Annotated in this window: 12 protein-coding genes; 9 read left to right on the top strand and 3 right to left on the bottom strand. The window is 72.3% G+C overall.

The features are described 5' to 3' along the window. Positions 1–38: 38 nt before the first annotated feature. The 4 genes from LE548_RS30870 to LE548_RS30855 all read left to right on the top strand — a co-directional run bounded on the left by LE548_RS30870 (position 39) and on the right by LE548_RS30855 (position 4,484). The gene (locus LE548_RS30870; RefSeq protein WP_225100270.1) at positions 39–959 is read left to right on the top strand and encodes an NTP transferase domain-containing protein; all 921 of its coding nucleotides are present in this window, start codon (positions 39–41) and stop codon (positions 957–959) included. Next, complete coding sequence (locus LE548_RS30865) at positions 956–2,305, top strand: molybdopterin molybdotransferase MoeA (RefSeq protein ID WP_225100269.1); 1,350 nt, start codon at positions 956–958, stop codon at positions 2,303–2,305. The genes LE548_RS30870 and LE548_RS30865 overlap by 4 nt, the downstream gene beginning before the upstream one ends. After that, positions 2,302–3,399, top strand: a complete 1,098-nt coding sequence (locus tag LE548_RS30860) for a TrkA family potassium uptake protein (RefSeq protein WP_225100268.1) — start codon at positions 2,302–2,304, stop codon at positions 3,397–3,399. The genes LE548_RS30865 and LE548_RS30860 overlap by 4 nt, the downstream gene beginning before the upstream one ends. A gap of 104 nt (positions 3,400–3,503) precedes the next feature. After that, positions 3,504–4,484, top strand: coding sequence for an NAD(P)H-quinone oxidoreductase (locus LE548_RS30855; protein ID WP_225100267.1), 981 nt, complete (start codon positions 3,504–3,506; stop codon positions 4,482–4,484). 176 nt (positions 4,485–4,660) lie between these two features. Here LE548_RS30855 and LE548_RS30850 read toward each other — a convergent pair whose 3' ends face one another. Next, a complete protein-coding gene (locus LE548_RS30850) occupies positions 4,661–5,443 on the bottom strand; it encodes a hypothetical protein (protein ID WP_225100266.1) in 783 nt (260 codons plus the stop codon). A 173-nt stretch (positions 5,444–5,616) separates the two neighbouring features. Between LE548_RS30850 and LE548_RS30845 the strand changes: the two genes are divergently transcribed. Then, positions 5,617–6,156: a bacterial proteasome activator family protein gene (locus LE548_RS30845; protein WP_225100265.1), complete on the top strand. Its 540-nt coding sequence runs from the start codon at positions 5,617–5,619 to the stop codon at positions 6,154–6,156. An 87-nt stretch (positions 6,157–6,243) separates the two neighbouring features. On the opposite strand, the gene LE548_RS30840 is transcribed toward LE548_RS30845, so the two are convergent. Further along, on the bottom strand, positions 6,244–7,890 hold the full coding sequence (locus LE548_RS30840; protein ID WP_225100264.1) for a protein kinase: 1,647 nt from the start codon (positions 7,888–7,890) through the stop codon (positions 6,244–6,246). Positions 7,891–8,234: 344 nt separating this feature from the next. Between LE548_RS30840 and LE548_RS30835 the strand changes: the two genes are divergently transcribed. Next, positions 8,235–9,911 (top strand): protein kinase, encoded by a 1,677-nt coding sequence (locus LE548_RS30835; protein ID WP_225100263.1) that lies wholly within the window; start codon positions 8,235–8,237, stop codon positions 9,909–9,911. A gap of 72 nt (positions 9,912–9,983) precedes the next feature. On the opposite strand, the gene LE548_RS30830 is transcribed toward LE548_RS30835, so the two are convergent. Then, positions 9,984–11,000: a phosphotransferase gene (locus LE548_RS30830; protein WP_225100262.1), complete on the bottom strand. Its 1,017-nt coding sequence runs from the start codon at positions 10,998–11,000 to the stop codon at positions 9,984–9,986. Positions 11,001–11,477: 477 nt separating this feature from the next. Here LE548_RS30830 and pdhA point away from each other — a divergent pair, with 477 nt between their 5' ends. From pdhA to LE548_RS30815, 3 genes are all read left to right on the top strand, one after another. Next, positions 11,478–12,683, top strand: a complete 1,206-nt coding sequence (gene pdhA, locus LE548_RS30825; protein ID WP_225100261.1) for a pyruvate dehydrogenase (acetyl-transferring) E1 component subunit alpha — start codon at positions 11,478–11,480, stop codon at positions 12,681–12,683. 1 nt (position 12,684) lies between these two features. Then, positions 12,685–13,662 (top strand): alpha-ketoacid dehydrogenase subunit beta, encoded by a 978-nt coding sequence (locus LE548_RS30820; RefSeq protein ID WP_225100260.1) that lies wholly within the window; start codon positions 12,685–12,687, stop codon positions 13,660–13,662. Between the two features lie 10 nt (positions 13,663–13,672). Then, a partial coding sequence (locus LE548_RS30815) for a dihydrolipoamide acetyltransferase family protein (RefSeq protein WP_225100259.1) occupies positions 13,673–15,029 on the top strand: 1,357 nt, incomplete at its 3' end.

Genomic DNA, 15,029 nt, shown 5'->3' with positions numbered 1-15,029 from the left:
GCGCATACAAGCGGGCTGGCGCGGGACATACTCGGGGGATGAGCGACAACGCCCCCGCCGTCCCCGGGACGCCCGCGCCGTACGACGCCGTCGTGCTGGCCGGCGGTGCCGCGCGGCGGCTCGGCGGGGCCGACAAGCCCGGGGTGCGGGTCGGCGGCCGGGCGTTGCTCGATCGGGTGCTCACGGCCTGTGCGGGCGCCCGTACGACGGTCGTCGTGGCCGGCCCGCGCCCCGTCGCGCGGCCAGTGCTGTGGGCGCGCGAGGAACCGCCCGGCGCCGGACCGGTCGCCGCGCTGGAGGCCGGCCTGCGCCTGACCACCGCCGAGCAGGCCGTCGTGCTCTCCGCCGACCTGCCCTTCCTCGAACCGGCCACCCTTCACCGCCTGTTGGCCGCCCTGCGCGCCAGCGGCGCCGACGGCGCGCTGCTCACCGACGCCGACGGCCGTGACCAGCCGCTCGTGGCCGCGTACCGCACCGGCGTGCTCCGCCGCGAACTGGCCGCCCTCGCGGCCGGCGGCGACGGTCTGACCGGACTGCCTCTGCGCCGGCTCACCGGCGCCCTCCGCCTCACCCGTGTCCCGGACCCGCTCGCGTCCTTCGACTGCGACACCTGGGACGACATCGCCGACGCCAGGGCACGCATCAGGGAGCATGGGCACGTGTTGGATGAATGGATCTCCGTAGTCAAGGACGAACTGGGCATCGACCTCGACGTCGACACCGGCGTCCTGCTCGACCTGGCCCGGGACGCCGCGCACGGCGTGGCCCGGCCCGCCGCCCCGCTGACCACTTTCCTCGTCGGGTACGCCGCAGCCCAGGGCAAGGGAGGCCCCGAGGCGGTCGCCGAGGCCGCCCGCAAGGCCGCCGCGCTGGCGCTGCGGTGGGAGGAAGAGAACGAAGCGAAGGACGGGGGCGGGAACGCGCGTGGCGGCGGCCCGAGCACCCCGGATGCCGGATGACCGCCCCCGGAACCCGGGCCGGGGCGCCCGCGCAGGACAGCGACGACCTCGACCTGGAGGAGGCCCTTGCCCTCGTGAGAGAGCCCAGGGGCGACAGCGCGGGCCAGATGCCCGCCGAGGCGCCTGAACCGACCGGCGAACGGCACCGGGCCACCCCCTGGCACCAGGCCCGTGAGACCGCCGCCCGCGCCGCGCGCACCCGCCCCCGCCGCACCCCCGTCTCCGTGCCACTCGGCGAGGCCCTCGGCCTGGTCCTGGCCGCCCCCCTCGACGCCCTCACCGACCTGCCCTCCTTCGACACCTCCGCGATGGACGGCTGGGCCGTCGCCGGACCGGGCCCCTGGCAGGTGCGGGACGACGGCGTGCTCGCCGGGCACGCCCAGCCCGAGCCGCTCACCGACGGCGAGGCCGTGCGCATCGCGACCGGTGCCCGCATCCCCGCCGACACCACCGCGGTGCTGCGCAGCGAGCAGGGCCGGACCGACACGCAAGGCCGCCTGCACGCGGCCCGCGACCTGGCGCACGGCCAGGACATCCGCCCGCGCGGCCAGGAGTGCCGCACCGGCGATCAGTTGCTGCCCGTCGGCACCCTGGTCACCCCCGCCGTCCTCGGCCTCGCCGCGGCGGCCGGATACGACACCGTCACCGCCGTACCCCGTCCGCGGGCCGAAGTGCTGGTCCTGGGCGACGAGTTGCTGACCGAGGGGCTGCCCCACGACGGGCTGATCCGGGACGCGCTCGGCCCCCTGCTGCCGCCCTGGCTGCGCGCGCTCGGCGCCGACGTCGTCGCGGTGCGCAGGATCGGCGACGACGCCGAGGCCCTGTACCGGGCGGTCACCGGCTCCGACGCCGACCTGATCGTCACCACCGGCGGCACCGCCGCAGGACCCCGCGACCATGTCCACCCGATCCTGGAGCGCATCGGCGCCGAACTTCTCGTCGACGGCGTCAAGGTGCGCCCCGGCCACCCCATGCTGCTGGCCCGCACCAAGGACGACCAGCACCTCGTCGGCCTGCCCGGCAACCCTCTCGCGGCCGTGTCCGGCCTGCTCACGCTCGCCGAACCGCTGCTGCGCACCCTCGCCGCCCACCCGGCCCCCGATCCGTACGCGCTGCCGCTCACGGAGGCGATCCAGGGGCACCCGTACGACACCCGGCTCGTGCCCGTGGTGCTGCGCGGCGATCGTGCCGTACCGCTGCACTACAACGGCCCGGCCATGCTCCGCGGGGTCGCCGCCGCGGACGCGCTGGCCGTCGTACCGCCCGGCGGGGCGCGGCCGGGTGCGGAGGCGGAGCTGCTGGACCTGCCGTGGGCGAGCGCCGGGATCGGGGTGTGTTTCACGTGAAACTTCCGGGCCATGACGCCATCGCCCGCCAGGCGGGCGATCATCTGGTGACCCATCGGGTGAAACTCCCGAGGAAAGTGGTGGAGCGTCCGATCCGCCAGGTCGCCAAGCGGCTGCTCATGGCCCTGCTGGTGCTGGTCGCCACGGCACTGATCGTCTACGCCGACCACGACGGCTACAACGACAACGCCGACGGCTCCGTGGACCTGCTCGACGCGTTCTACTACGCGACCGTCACCCTCTCCACCACGGGATACGGCGACATCACCCCGGTCGGTGACGGCGCCCGGCTCACCAACATCTTCGTCATCACACCCCTGCGCGTGCTGTTCTTGATCATCCTGGTCGGCACCACGCTGGAGGTCCTCACCGAACGCACCCGGGAGGAATGGCGTTTGAGCAGATGGAGGTCCACTTTGCGCGATCACACCGTCGTCATCGGCTTCGGCACCAAGGGGCGCTCGGCGATCCAGACCGTGTGTGCGACCGGGCTGAAGAAGGAGCAGGTGGTCGTGATCGACCCCAGCGCCAAGGCCGTCGACGCGGCGACCGCCGAGGGCTATGCGGGCGTCATAGGCGACGCCACCCGCAGTGATGTGCTCAAGCGGGCCGAGCTGCACAAGGCCCGGCAGATCATCGTGGCCCCACAGCGCGACGACACTGCCGTCCTTGTCACGCTGACGGCCCGCCAGCTCAACCGGGGCGCGAAGATCGTGGCCGCAGTGCGCGAGGAGGAGAACGCCCCGCTGCTCAAGCAGTCCGGCGCCGACGCGGTCATCACCAGCGCCAGCGCGGCCGGCCGGCTGCTCGGCCTGTCCGTGCTCAGCCCCGCCGCCGGCATGGTCATGGAGGACCTGATCCAGCAGGGCAGCGGGCTGGACCTTGTCGAACGGCCGGTGGTCCGCGGCGAGGCGGGCAAGCGGCCGCGCGAGACCGCAGATCTCGTGGTGAGTGTCGTCCGCGGACACCGGGTGCTCGGCTACGACGACCCGGCCGTCGGCACTCTCCAGCTGACCGACCGGCTCATCACGATCGTCCGCGCCTCCCCCGGCAACCACGTCACCCCGGACTTCCGGCCGCTGTTCCACGACTGACCGGCCTGCCGAGGGCACGAACTGTGCCGGCCCGGTCCGGAGGGCGGCGCACCCCTGGGGAGTCTGCCCGGGAGCGCGGACCCGCGGGGAGTAGCGTCACTGGCATGCATGCGATCACGATTCCCGAACCTGGTGGTCCCGAGGCGCTGGTGTGGGCGGAGGTCCCCGACCCGGTGCCCGGTGAGGGCGAGGTGCTGGTCGAGGTGGTGGCCAGCGCCGTCAACCGTGCCGACATCCTGCAGCGGCAGGGCTTCTACAACCCGCCGCCCGGCGCCTCCCTCTACCCCGGCCTGGAGTGCTCCGGCAGGATCGCCGCGCTCGGCCCCGGAGTCTCCGGCTGGGCCGTCGGCGACCCGGTGTGCGCGCTGCTCGCGGGCGGCGGTTACGCCCAGAAGGTCGTCGTACCGGCCGGGCAGCTGCTGCCCGTGCCCGAGGGCGTCGACCTCACGCGGGCGGCCGCGCTGCCCGAGGTGGTCTGCACGGTCTGGTCCAACGTGTTCATGGTCGCCCACCTGCGGCCCGGCGAGACGCTGCTGGTGCACGGCGGCTCCAGCGGCATCGGCACCATGGCCATCCAGCTCGCCAAGGCCGTCGGCGCCAAGGTCGCGGTGACGGCCGGGACGAAGGAGAAGCTGGAGCGCTGTGCCGAGCTCGGCGCGGACATCCTGATCAACTACCGCGAGCAGGACTTCGTCGCCGAGATCAAGCAGGCCACGGATGGTGCCGGTGCCGATGTCATCCTCGACAACATGGGCGCCAAGTACCTGGACCGCAACGTCCAGGCCCTCGCGGTCAGCGGACGTCTCGCGATCATCGGCCTGCAGGGCGGGGCGAAGGGCGAGCTGAACATCGGCACCCTGCTCAGCAAGCGGGCCGCGGTCAGCGCGACCTCGCTCCGGGCGCGTCCGCTGAGCGAGAAGGCGGCCATCGTGGCCGCCGTACGCGAACATGTGTGGCCCCTGCTCGCCTCCGGGCACGTCCGCCCGGTCGTGGACCGTGAGCTGCCCATGCCGGAGGCCGCCGAGGCACACCGGGTGGTCGAGGCCAGCGGTCATGTCGGCAAGGTGCTGCTGGTGGCGCCGTAACACGGCGGTTCGGCTCGCAGGCTCGATCGGCACTCCGTGCGGGCCGGAGCGGGGGCCGCTTGCCGGTGTCGGCCGGGTGCCGCGGCGCTCCGGGACGCGTGCCGCCCTGGTCCAGGCCCTGCTCGTAGCAGCTCGGGCAGCCACGGCGGCCCTGGCAGCGGTGCCAGGGGCGGCGGTCAGTTTCTGCGGAGGCGTAGCCCCAGGAAGGCCAGGCCCAGCCCGAGGCCGATGAGGACCAGGCCGCTGCCCAGCGGGAGGATCCGCAGGACCGGCTCGCCCGCGCTCTCGCCCCGCTGGACGGCGTTCTGGGCGGGCGGCCGCTGCGGGGGCTGCCCGGCGGGGAGACGGGCGTCATCCGTGGCGGCCGGGGCCGTCGGGATCGCTGTCGGAACCGCCGACCGGCTCGCTGTCGGGACCGCGGTCGGGCTCGCCGTCGGGATCGCGGTCGGGCTCGGGAGGCCCGAGGCGGGCAGGTCCGCGGTCTCCGGCTCCTGCGGGCGGCCCGAGCCGGGCGCCCGGGTGGGGACGGGGTTGTCGTTGCCCTCCACCTCGGCCGCGGGCCCGTCCGGCCGCCCCGGCCGCATCCGCCCCTCACCGGCCAGGCTGCCCGCCCGGCTGGGTTCGACGGCCAGCGGGCGGTACGAGCCCGACGCGGAGTCGGCCTCCAGGGGGCGGTACGACGCGGAGGCGGAGTCGGAGGGCATGGGGAGGAGGGGGGCACCGGAGTCGGGGGAGCCACGGTCACCGTGGCCGGTGCGGTCCGGGCGGTACGAGCCGTCGGAGTGGCCCCCGGCGCCCGCGTGGCCGGGGCTCGGGCCGGCCGAGATCCCGGGGCCGGCCTCGGCGGCCCGGGCGGCCGGGGCGTACGCGGTGACCGCGCCGTACGCCGGCAGGGCCGCCACCGAGAGGGCCGGCAGCAGTCGTACGGAGCGACGTGCGAGTCGCAGCCATGGAGTCACGTCGTGACCTCCCGGAGCCCGGATGCCCCGATCGATGGATGACCAACGGGAATAAGCCTCACATTCATTGATAAACAGGGCATTTCATAATGCTCCGTCGGGTCCAAACGGTGGATCAGCCCCAGCAGGGGGCACCACGGTGATGAGGTGTACGCGTGCGAGAGAATGACGGTATGGAGATGCCGAGGAACGAACGGTCGCGGGAGAATCCCCAGATCCTCGTCGTGGGTCAGGACGGAATGGCCCTCGGCGGCACCGGGGACGAGGACTCCCGCGAGATCCCGGTGACGGAGCAGGTGGAGCAGCCGGCCAAGGTCATGCGGATCGGCAGCATGATCAAGCAGCTCCTGGAGGAGGTACGCGCGGCTCCCCTGGACGAGGCGAGCCGGGCCCGGCTCAAGGAGATCCACCGCAGCTCGGTGAAGGAGCTGGAGGACGGCCTGGCGCCGGAGCTGGTCGAGGAACTGGAGCGGCTCTCCCTGCCGTTCACCGACGGCGTGACCCCGAGCGACGCGGAACTGCGGATCGCGCAGGCGCAGTTGGTGGGCTGGCTCGAAGGCCTGTTCCACGGGATCCAGACGACGCTCTTCGCCCAGCAGATGGCCGCGCGGGCCCAGCTGGAGCAGATGCGCCGCGCGCTCCCGCCGGGCGTGACGGGACATGAGGGCGACGACTCGCACACCGGCGGCCGCTCGGGCGGACCGTACCTGTAAAGCCCTGCCTGTAAAGCTTCATCTGTGACGACCGAGGCCCGGCACGCGATGTGCCGGGCCTCGCCTGGTACTTGACGCGCCCGTCCCTCAGGAAGGGTTGCCCGTCGAGACGCTCAGCTCGATGGTGCCCGAGTTCTTCGGGTCGATGTCCGAGCCCGCGGAGGGGAACTGGTCCATCACCGTGCCGTCACCCCAGGTGTTGTCGGGCACGTGCTTGATCTCGTACGTCCAGTTCGCGGCCTGGAAGCAGGCCTTCACGGAGCCGATGTCCTTGTACCGGAAGTCGGGCAGCTGCACCTTCTTCGGGTCCTGGATCGACTCCACCGGCTCGGTGCACTTGGTCTTGTCGATGACGCGGGTGGTGTCCGGGCCGCGGTAGCCCGCCTGGTGCGAGGCGGACGCCGAGGCGCTCGCGCCGCCGCTGCCGCCGGCGCCGTTGTCGCTCCCCCCGCTGTTGCTCATGGTCAGCGCGACGATCAGGCCGACGACCGCGACCAGGGACACCGCGATCGAACCGATGATCACCGGCTTGTTGCTCTTGCCGCCGCCGGAGCCGGACCCGGGCGTCTGCGTGGCCGGCTGGGCCTGGCCCGCGTACGGCGGCGGGGTCGGCGCCTGTGCGGCCTGCGGGGCGTAGCCCGCCGGGGCCGGCGTCGGGTAGCCGCCCTGCTGCGGGTAGCCGTAGGCCGGGGCTGGTGTCTGCGGGGCGCCGTACGGGCCCGGCTGGTACGGCGTCTGCACCGGGCCGGGGGCCGCCTGGCCGGTCTGGCCCACCGGCGGGAACACCGCCGAGCCGACGCCCGCGCCGCTCTGCGTGGGCCCGGCGCCCGGCACGATGCTCGGCGCGGCGGCCTGGAGGGAGGCGACGACGCGCAGGCACTCGTCGCGCATCGCCTCGGCGGTCGGGAAGCGCTCGTTCGGGTTCTTCTTCAGCGCGCGGGCGACCAGCGCGTCCACCGCGGGCGGCAGCGAGCGGTTGATCGAGGAGGGCGCGACCGGCTCCTCCTGCACATGCGCGTAGGCGATCGCCAGCGGCGAGTCCGCGTCGAACGGCAGGCGCCCGGTGACCAGCTGGAACAGCATGATGCCGACCGAGTAGAGGTCGGAGCGGGCGTCGACGCCGCGGCCGAGGGCCTGCTCGGGCGAGAGGTACTGAGGGGTGCCGACGACCATGCCGGTCTGGGTCATCGAGGTGACCCCGGACTGCATGGCGCGGGCGATGCCGAAGTCCATGACCTTGACCACACCGCGCTTGGTCACCATCACGTTGCCCGGCTTGATGTCGCGGTGGACCAGCCCCATCTCGTGGCTGATCTCCAGCGCCGCCAGCACGTCGGCGGTGACCTTCAGCGCCTTGTCGGCGGGCATGGCGCCGTACTGCCGCACGTCCGCGTCGAGGACCGAGCCCAGCGGGCGGCCCTCAATGTACTCCATGACGATGTACGGCATCGCCGTGCCGCCGAGATCGTCCTCGCCGGTGTCGAAGACCGAGACGATGTTGGTGTGCGTGAGCTTGGCCACGGCCTGGGCCTCGCGGCGGAAGCGCTCGCGGAAGGCCTGCTCCCGGCCCAGCTCGGTGTGGAGTGTCTTGATCGCGACCTGGCGGTCGAGCACGGCGTCGTAGGCCAGGTGCACCGAGGCCATGCCGCCCTCGCCGAGCAGGTCCCGCAGCTGGTAGCGGCCGCCCGCGAGGGCCTGCCCCGCATACCGGCCGTGTGCGCCGTCCTGGCTCATCTCTCCCCGTCCCCCACCGGCCGTCCGACGCCTTCGCTCATCGCATGGGCCTTGATCGAATGTGTCATTCCCGGCCAAGTCTGCCCGAGGGCACTGACACGTCAAGCTCGGTGCCCGTTCCGTGACCGTACGCGCAAGAAGCGTCGCGCAAGCGTTACAGGGGGCCTACGACCGGCACACAGAATTTGCACGACAGCGCGTGCTAAAGGTTTCATGGCCGGTCACGCTCGTGGCTGGTCCCGGTGCCCGTTCCGGACCGGCGGCCCCCACGGAGGCTGTAGCGTGGCCGACGGAGACCGTGACAACACCGCGCGCACCGCGGGCAGAAACGACGGCGAGGACTGATGGCACAGACGCAGCGCGCCCAGGGCCCGTCCGACCCCGAGGCGACTGGCGGCGGCATGTCGGACGCGCCGGAGATGTGGGGCAACGGCGGGCTCGTCGGCGACGGCCGCTACCGGCTGACCCACCGGCTGGGCCGGGGCGGCATGGCCGAGGTCTTCGCGGCCGAGGACGTCCGGCTGGGCCGGACCGTCGCAGTCAAGCTGCTGCGCGCGGACCTCGCAGAGGACCCGGTCTCCAAGGCCCGCTTCACGCGTGAGGCCCAGTCGGTCGCCGGCCTCAACCACCACGCGATCGTCGCCGTGTACGACTCCGGCGAGGACTTCGTGGGCGGCCAGTCCGTGCCGTACATCGTGATGGAGCTGGTCGAGGGCCGCACCATCCGTGACCTGCTGATGAACGCCGAGGCGCCGGGCCCCGAGCAGGCCCTGATCATCGTCTCGGGCGTGCTGGAAGCGCTTGCCTATTCGCATCAGCATGGCATCGTGCACCGTGACATCAAGCCCGCGAATGTGATCATCACCCACAGCGGTGCCGTCAAGGTGATGGACTTCGGCATCGCCCGCGCCCTGCACGGCGCCTCCACGACGATGACGCAGACCGGCATGGTCATGGGCACGCCGCAGTACCTCTCCCCGGAGCAGGCGCTCGGCAAGGCCGTCGACCACCGCTCCGACCTGTACGCGACCGGCTGCCTGCTGTACGAACTGCTCGCGCTCAGGCCTCCGTTCACCGGCGAGACCCCGCTGTCGGTGGTCTACCAGCACGTCCAGGACATGCCGGTGCCGCCGTCGCAGGTCGGCGACGGGGGCTGCCCGCCGGAGCTGGACGGCCTGGTCATGCGCTCGCTCGCCAAGGAGCCGGACGACCGGTTCCAGACGGCCGAGGAGATGCGCGGGCTGATCCAGTACGGCCTGCAGATGCTCTACGAGGCGGGCGGCCACACCGGCACCTGGAACACCGGCCCGGTGGAGTCGCACGACGGCCGGCACACCCCGGCGGGCGGCTTCGCGGGGACGACCGCGATGCAGCACCCCGGCGACTTCGGCTCCGGCACCGCGCAGATCCCCCAGCCGATCCTGCCGTCCGGTTACGGCGGCGGTGACGACGGCGGCTTCGAGGGGCACGGCAACAAGGGCAGCGGCCGCGGCAAGCTGTGGATCGTCGCCGTCCTCGCGGTGATCGCGATCGCGGCGGGCGTCGCGTTCGCCCTGAACAGCGGCTCGGGCGGCGGCGGCAGCACCGGCAGCGACAGCACGTCGTCGACGACACCCTCGGCGTCCGCGACAGACGACACGGGCTCCCCGAGCCCGTCGGACACCACCACCGACCAGCCCACGGATCCCGGCACGGACAACGGCTCGGGCTCGACCTCGGGCGGCTCCGGCTACACCCCGTCGTACACGCCGACGCGGTCCCAGACCACCCCGTCCGACCAGCCGACGAACCCGCAGACCTCGCCGTCGCAGTCCACGAGCACCGGCGGTACCACCACCGGCGGTGGTACCAACACGGGTGGCACGACCGGTAACGGCGGCACCGGCACCACCGGTACCACCGGCAACGGCGGCACCAGCACCACCGGCAGCACCACCAACGGCGGCACGGACACGGGCGGGACGACCGGCACGGACACGGGTGGTCTGACGGCCGGCACCGCGGGCGCCCCCACCGGTTGAAAGACGCCTGCGGCGCCCGGGAGGGCGTCCCGCTGAGCCGTACCGGAGCCCGGGGCGGGAGAGCCGGCCCGGTCAGCCGGTGAACGCGTCGCAGACGGCCTCGTACTCGCGCGTCCACCACACCACGAGCGCCGACGCGGCCGGGAACTGGCAGTCCGCGCGCGTGTCACGGCGTTCGTAGTGCCAGCGCAGCATCCAGAAGTCGTTCAGCCGCTCCCACCACACCCGGTGCACGGCCGCCGCCAGCTCTGAGGGCGTGGCGCGGGCCGCGCGCCGGTACGCGCGCGCGTAGGCGCGTACTTTCGGCAGGTCCAGGGCGCCGGCGGGGCGCACGAAGAAGATCACCGCAGCGCGTACGGCCTCCTCCGCGCGGGGCTGCACGCCGAGCCGGTCCCAGTCGACGATGGCCGCGGGCATGTCGTCCTTGTAGAGCAGGTTGAACGGGTGGAAGTCCCCGTGCACCCAGCCCACCGGGCCACCGCGCGGAGGGCGCCGGTCGGCGTGCTGCTCCAGCAGGGTGCGGCGCTCCAGGAGCCGGTGCCGGGCCAGCTCGTCGAAGGCGTCGGCGGGGCGGTGGCGCCGGACGTGACGGAGCAGGTCGTCGATGAGGTCGAAGGTGTCGGCCGGGTCGGCGCTCTCCACGGGATGGGGGCTCGTGGCCGGGCGCGTGCGCCCCTTGGGGGGCATCACACGTTCCAGACAGGCGTGTACGGCGCCCAGGACGGCTCCCAGGCGTGCACTCTCCGCGCGCGTGAGCTGGCCGCCGTGCCGGTGCCTGCCGTCGATCCAGGGGTGCAGGGCGTAGGCGTGGCCGCCGACGACGGCGACCGTACGGCCCTCGCGGTGCGCGAGCGGCACGGGGACGGGGACGCCGAGGTCGGCCAGGCGCTGGGTGGCCCGATGGCGGCGCTCGATGGCGGCCGGGTCGGCGGTGTCGGGATCGAAATGGTGCTTGAGGAAATAGCTGCCACGGGTGGTGCACAGCCGGTAGCCGCGATTGAGCAGACCTTGCACGACCGGTTCACAGGTGAGCGCGGTACCCGCGGAGTACAGGCGGAGCAAGTCGCCCAGAGGGGGCGCATGGGTCACGAAAGGGGGTACACATGAGCGCGGCACGCCGCAGATGCTAGGGCACGAAAAGCCGCTGTGAGCTGGGGCTTGTCACAAACTGTCGTCAGCGATCGCTTTCGGTCAGGCTCTATCCGAGAGTCCGTTGCACCATGATTTTTCCGTCTTTCGCGCACGGGTTCGGTCTCCCGGCAAACTCTTCCCGTGACCTGGGTGCGCGGGATAACGTGCGCTTGCTCCGGCCTTTCGCGAGGCTGTGACCAGCACGCTTCCGCATCCCCTCGGATTTACTTGGAAATCCAAGCAAAGTCGCAGGTCAGATGGGGTTTCACAGAAATGTGGACCTCTGGGTAACGTGATGGTTGCAGGGCGCTCGCCGGGGCACCTGTCACGCCTGTTCCCGGCCGAGTGGCACCCACCCCGTGCCCGGTGGTCGAAACAGGTGAGCCGCACTGGCCTACCGGCAACCCCGGGGGCCGGAACGACGGAGGAGCACACGTGACCGTGGACAGCAGTGCCGCGCGCCAGCCGCGACGCAGCGCCGCAGGCAAGGCCGGCACCCCCGGCAGCAAGCGCACCACCACCCGCACCACCGCCCCGCGCGCAAAGAAGAGCACCGAGCCCGAGCTCGTACAGCTCCTGACGCCCGAGGGCAAGCGGGTCAAGAACGCCGAGTACGACGCCTACGTCGCCGGCATCACCCCCGAAGACCTGCGCGGCCTGTACCGCGACATGGTGCTCACCCGCCGCTTCGACGCCGAGGCCACCGCCCTGCAGCGCCAGGGCGAGCTGGGCCTGTGGGCCTCCCTGCTGGGCCAGGAGGCCGCCCAGATCGGCTCCGGCCGGGCCCTGCGCGACGACGACTACGTCTTCCCGACCTACCGCGAGCACGGCGTCGCCTGGTGCCGCGGGGTCGACCCGACCAACCTGCTCGGCATGTTCCGCGGGGTGAACAACGGCGGCTGGGACCCGAACGGCAACAACTTCCACCTGTACACGATCGTCATCGGCTCCCAGACGCTGCACGCCACCGGCTACGCGATGGGCATCACCAAGGACGGCGCGGACAGCGCGGTCATCGCCTACTTCGGCGACGGCGCTTCCAGCCAGGGCGACGTAGCCGAATCGTTCACCTTCTCCGCGGTCTACAACGCCCCCGTGGTGTTCTTCTGCCAGAACAACCAGTGGGCGATCTCCGAGCCGACCGAGAAGCAGACCCGCGTGCCGCTCTACCAGCGCGCCCAGGGCTTCGGCTTCCCCGGCGTCCGCGTCGACGGCAACGACGTACTGGCCTGCCTCGCGGTGACCAAGTGGGCGCTGGAGCGCGCCCGCAGCGGCGAGGGCCCCACCCTGGTGGAGGCGTACACCTACCGCATGGGCGCCCACACCACCTCCGACGACCCCACCCGCTACCGGGCCGACGACGAGCGCGTCGCCTGGGAGGCGAAGGACCCGATCCTGCGCCTTCGCCGGTACCTGGAGGCCTCAAACCACGCGGACGAGGGATTCTTCGCGGAACTTGAGGCCGAGTCCGAGGCGTTGGGCAAACGAGTACGCGAAGCGGTCCGCGCCATGCCCGACCCGGACCACTTCGCCATCTTCGAGAACGTGTACGCGGACGGGCACGCGCTCGTCGACGAGGAGCGAGCGCAGTTCGCCGCCTACCAGGCATCGTTCGCTGACGCAGCTGAAGGGGGTCGCTGAGATGGCCGAGAAGATGGCGATGGCGAAGGCCATCAACGAGTCGCTGCGCCGTGCCCTGGAGACCGACCCCAAGGTCCTGGTCATGGGCGAGGACGTCGGCAAGCTCGGCGGCGTGTTCCGGGTGACGGACGGCCTGCAGAAGGACTTCGGCGAGAGCCGCGTCATCGACACCCCGCTGGCGGAGTCCGGCATCGTGGGCGCGGCGATCGGTCTCGCGCTGCGCGGCTACCGCCCGGTGGTGGAGATCCAGTTCGACGGCTTCGTCTTCCCGGCCTACGACCAGATCGTCACCCAGCTCGCGAAGATGCACGCGCGCTCGCTGGGCAAGGTCAAGATGCCGGTCGTCGTCCGCATCCCCTACGGCGGCGGCATCGGCGCGGTCGAGCATCACTCCGAGTCCCCCGAGGCGCTCTTCGCGCACGTGGCGGGCCTGAAGATCGTCAGCCCCTCCAACGCGTCGGACGCGTACTGGATGATGCAGCAGGCCATCCAGAGCGACGACCCGGTGATCTACTTCGAGCCCAAGCGCCGCTACTGGGACAAGGCCGAGGTCGACTTCGAGGCGATCCCGGCGCCCCTGCACAAGGCGCAGGTGGTCCGCGAGGGCACCGACCTGACCCTGGCCGCCTACGGCCCGATGGTGAAGCTGTGCCAGGAGGTCGCGAACGCGGCAGCCGAGGAGGGCAAGTCCCTGGAGGTCCTGGACCTGCGCTCGGTGTCGCCCCTCGACTTCGACGCCATCCAGGCCTCGGTGGAGAAGACCCGCCGTCTGGTCGTGGTCCACGAGGCGCCGGTGTTCTTCGGCTCCGGCGCGGAGATCGCCGCCCGGATCACCGAGCGCTGCTTCTACCACCTGGAGGCTCCGGTCCTGCGGGTCGGCGGCTACCACGCCCCCTACCCCCCGGCCCGCCTGGAGGAGGAGTACCTGCCGGACCTGGACCGCGTGCTCGACGCCGTCGACCGCTCGCTGGCGTACTGAGGAGAGGGTCGTGACGACGATGACGGAAACGTCCGTACGCGAGTTCAAGATGCCGGACGTCGGGGAGGGACTCACCGAGGCCGAGATCCTCAAGTGGTACGTCCAGCCGGGCGACTCGGTCACCGACGGCCAGGTGGTGTGCGAGGTGGAGACCGCCAAGGCGGCGGTGGAACTCCCCATCCCGTACGACGGCGTGGTCCGCGCCCTGCACTTCCCCGAGGGCACCACGGTCGACGTGGGCACGGCCATCATCGCGGTGGACGTGGCGGGCGGCGCGCCGGAGCCGGTGAAGGCCGAGCCTGCCGCGCCCGCCGAGGCGCCGGCGCAGGAGCCCGAGCCGGAGGGCCGCAAGCCGGTCCTCGTCGGCTACGGCGTGGGCACGTCGGCCACCAAGCGCCGCCCCCGCAAGGGCCCCGAGGTGAGCGTCCCCGCACCGGCCCAGGCGATCCAGTCCGAGCTGAACGGCCACGCCCCCGTCGCCGAGAAGCCCCGCCCGCTGGCCAAGCCGCCGGTGCGCAAGCTGGCCAAGGACCTCGGCGTCGACCTGGACACGATCACCCCGTCCGGCCCCGACGGCATCATCACGCGCGAGGACGTCCATGCGGCGGCCACGCCGAAGCAGGCCGAGCCGGTGGTGACGGTCCCGACCGCCGCGGCCCCCACCGCCACGCCCGTGATCCCGGCGCCCGTGGCGTCGTACGACACCGCGCGCGAGACCCGTATCCCGGTCAAGGGCGTCCGCAAGGCCACGGCGGCGGCGATGGTCGGCTCCGCCTTCACGGCGCCGCACGTCACGGAGTTCGTGACGGTCGACGTGACCCGCACGATGAAGCTGGTCGAGGAGCTCAAGCAGGACAAGGAGTTCCAGGGCCTGCGCGTGAACCCGCTGCTGCTGATCGCCAAGGCCCTGCTGGTCGCCATCAAGCGCAACCCGGACATCAACGCGTCCTGGGACGAGGCCAACCAGGAGATCGTGCAGAAGCACTACGTCAACCTGGGTATCGCGGCGGCCACCCCCCGCGGGCTGATCGTGCCGAACATCAAGGACGCGCACGGCAAGACGCTCCCGCAACTTGCCGAGGCCCTCGGCGAGCTGGTGGCGACGGCCCGCGAGGGCAAGACGTCCCCGGCCGCGATGCAGGGCGGCACGGTGACGATCACCAACGTCGGCGTCTTCGGCGTCGACACCGGCACGCCGATTCTCAACCCCGGCGAGTCGGCGATCCTCGCGGTCGGCGCGATCAAGCTCCAGCCGTGGGTCCACAAGGGCAAGGTCAAGCCGCGCCAGGTGACGACGCTGGCCCTGAGCTTCGACCACCGCTTGGTGGACGGCGAGCTGGGCTCCAAGGTGCTGGCCGACGTGGCGG

This window comes from Streptomyces sp. CoH27, from assembly GCF_020181035.1.
GTDB classification, from domain to species: Bacteria; Actinomycetota; Actinomycetes; order Streptomycetales; family Streptomycetaceae; genus Streptomyces; species Streptomyces camelliae.
The sequence above is the reverse complement of the archived record's forward strand: the minus strand, read 5'-3'. Positions and strand labels throughout refer to the sequence as shown.

Coding starts and splice junctions, on each gene's coding strand:
- LE548_RS30835 (WP_225100263.1), top strand. CDS start 8,235: ATGGCACAGACGCAGCGCGCCCAGGGCCCGTCCGACCCCGAGGCGACT.
- LE548_RS30820 (WP_225100260.1), top strand. CDS start 12,685: ATGGCCGAGAAGATGGCGATGGCGAAGGCCATCAACGAGTCGCTGCGC.
- LE548_RS30855 (WP_225100267.1), top strand. CDS start 3,504: ATGCATGCGATCACGATTCCCGAACCTGGTGGTCCCGAGGCGCTGGTG.
- LE548_RS30845 (WP_225100265.1), top strand. CDS start 5,617: ATGGAGATGCCGAGGAACGAACGGTCGCGGGAGAATCCCCAGATCCTC.
- LE548_RS30870 (WP_225100270.1), top strand. CDS start 39: ATGAGCGACAACGCCCCCGCCGTCCCCGGGACGCCCGCGCCGTACGAC.
- LE548_RS30840 (WP_225100264.1), bottom strand. CDS start 7,890: ATGAGCCAGGACGGCGCACACGGCCGGTATGCGGGGCAGGCCCTCGCG.
- LE548_RS30865 (WP_225100269.1), top strand. CDS start 956: ATGACCGCCCCCGGAACCCGGGCCGGGGCGCCCGCGCAGGACAGCGAC.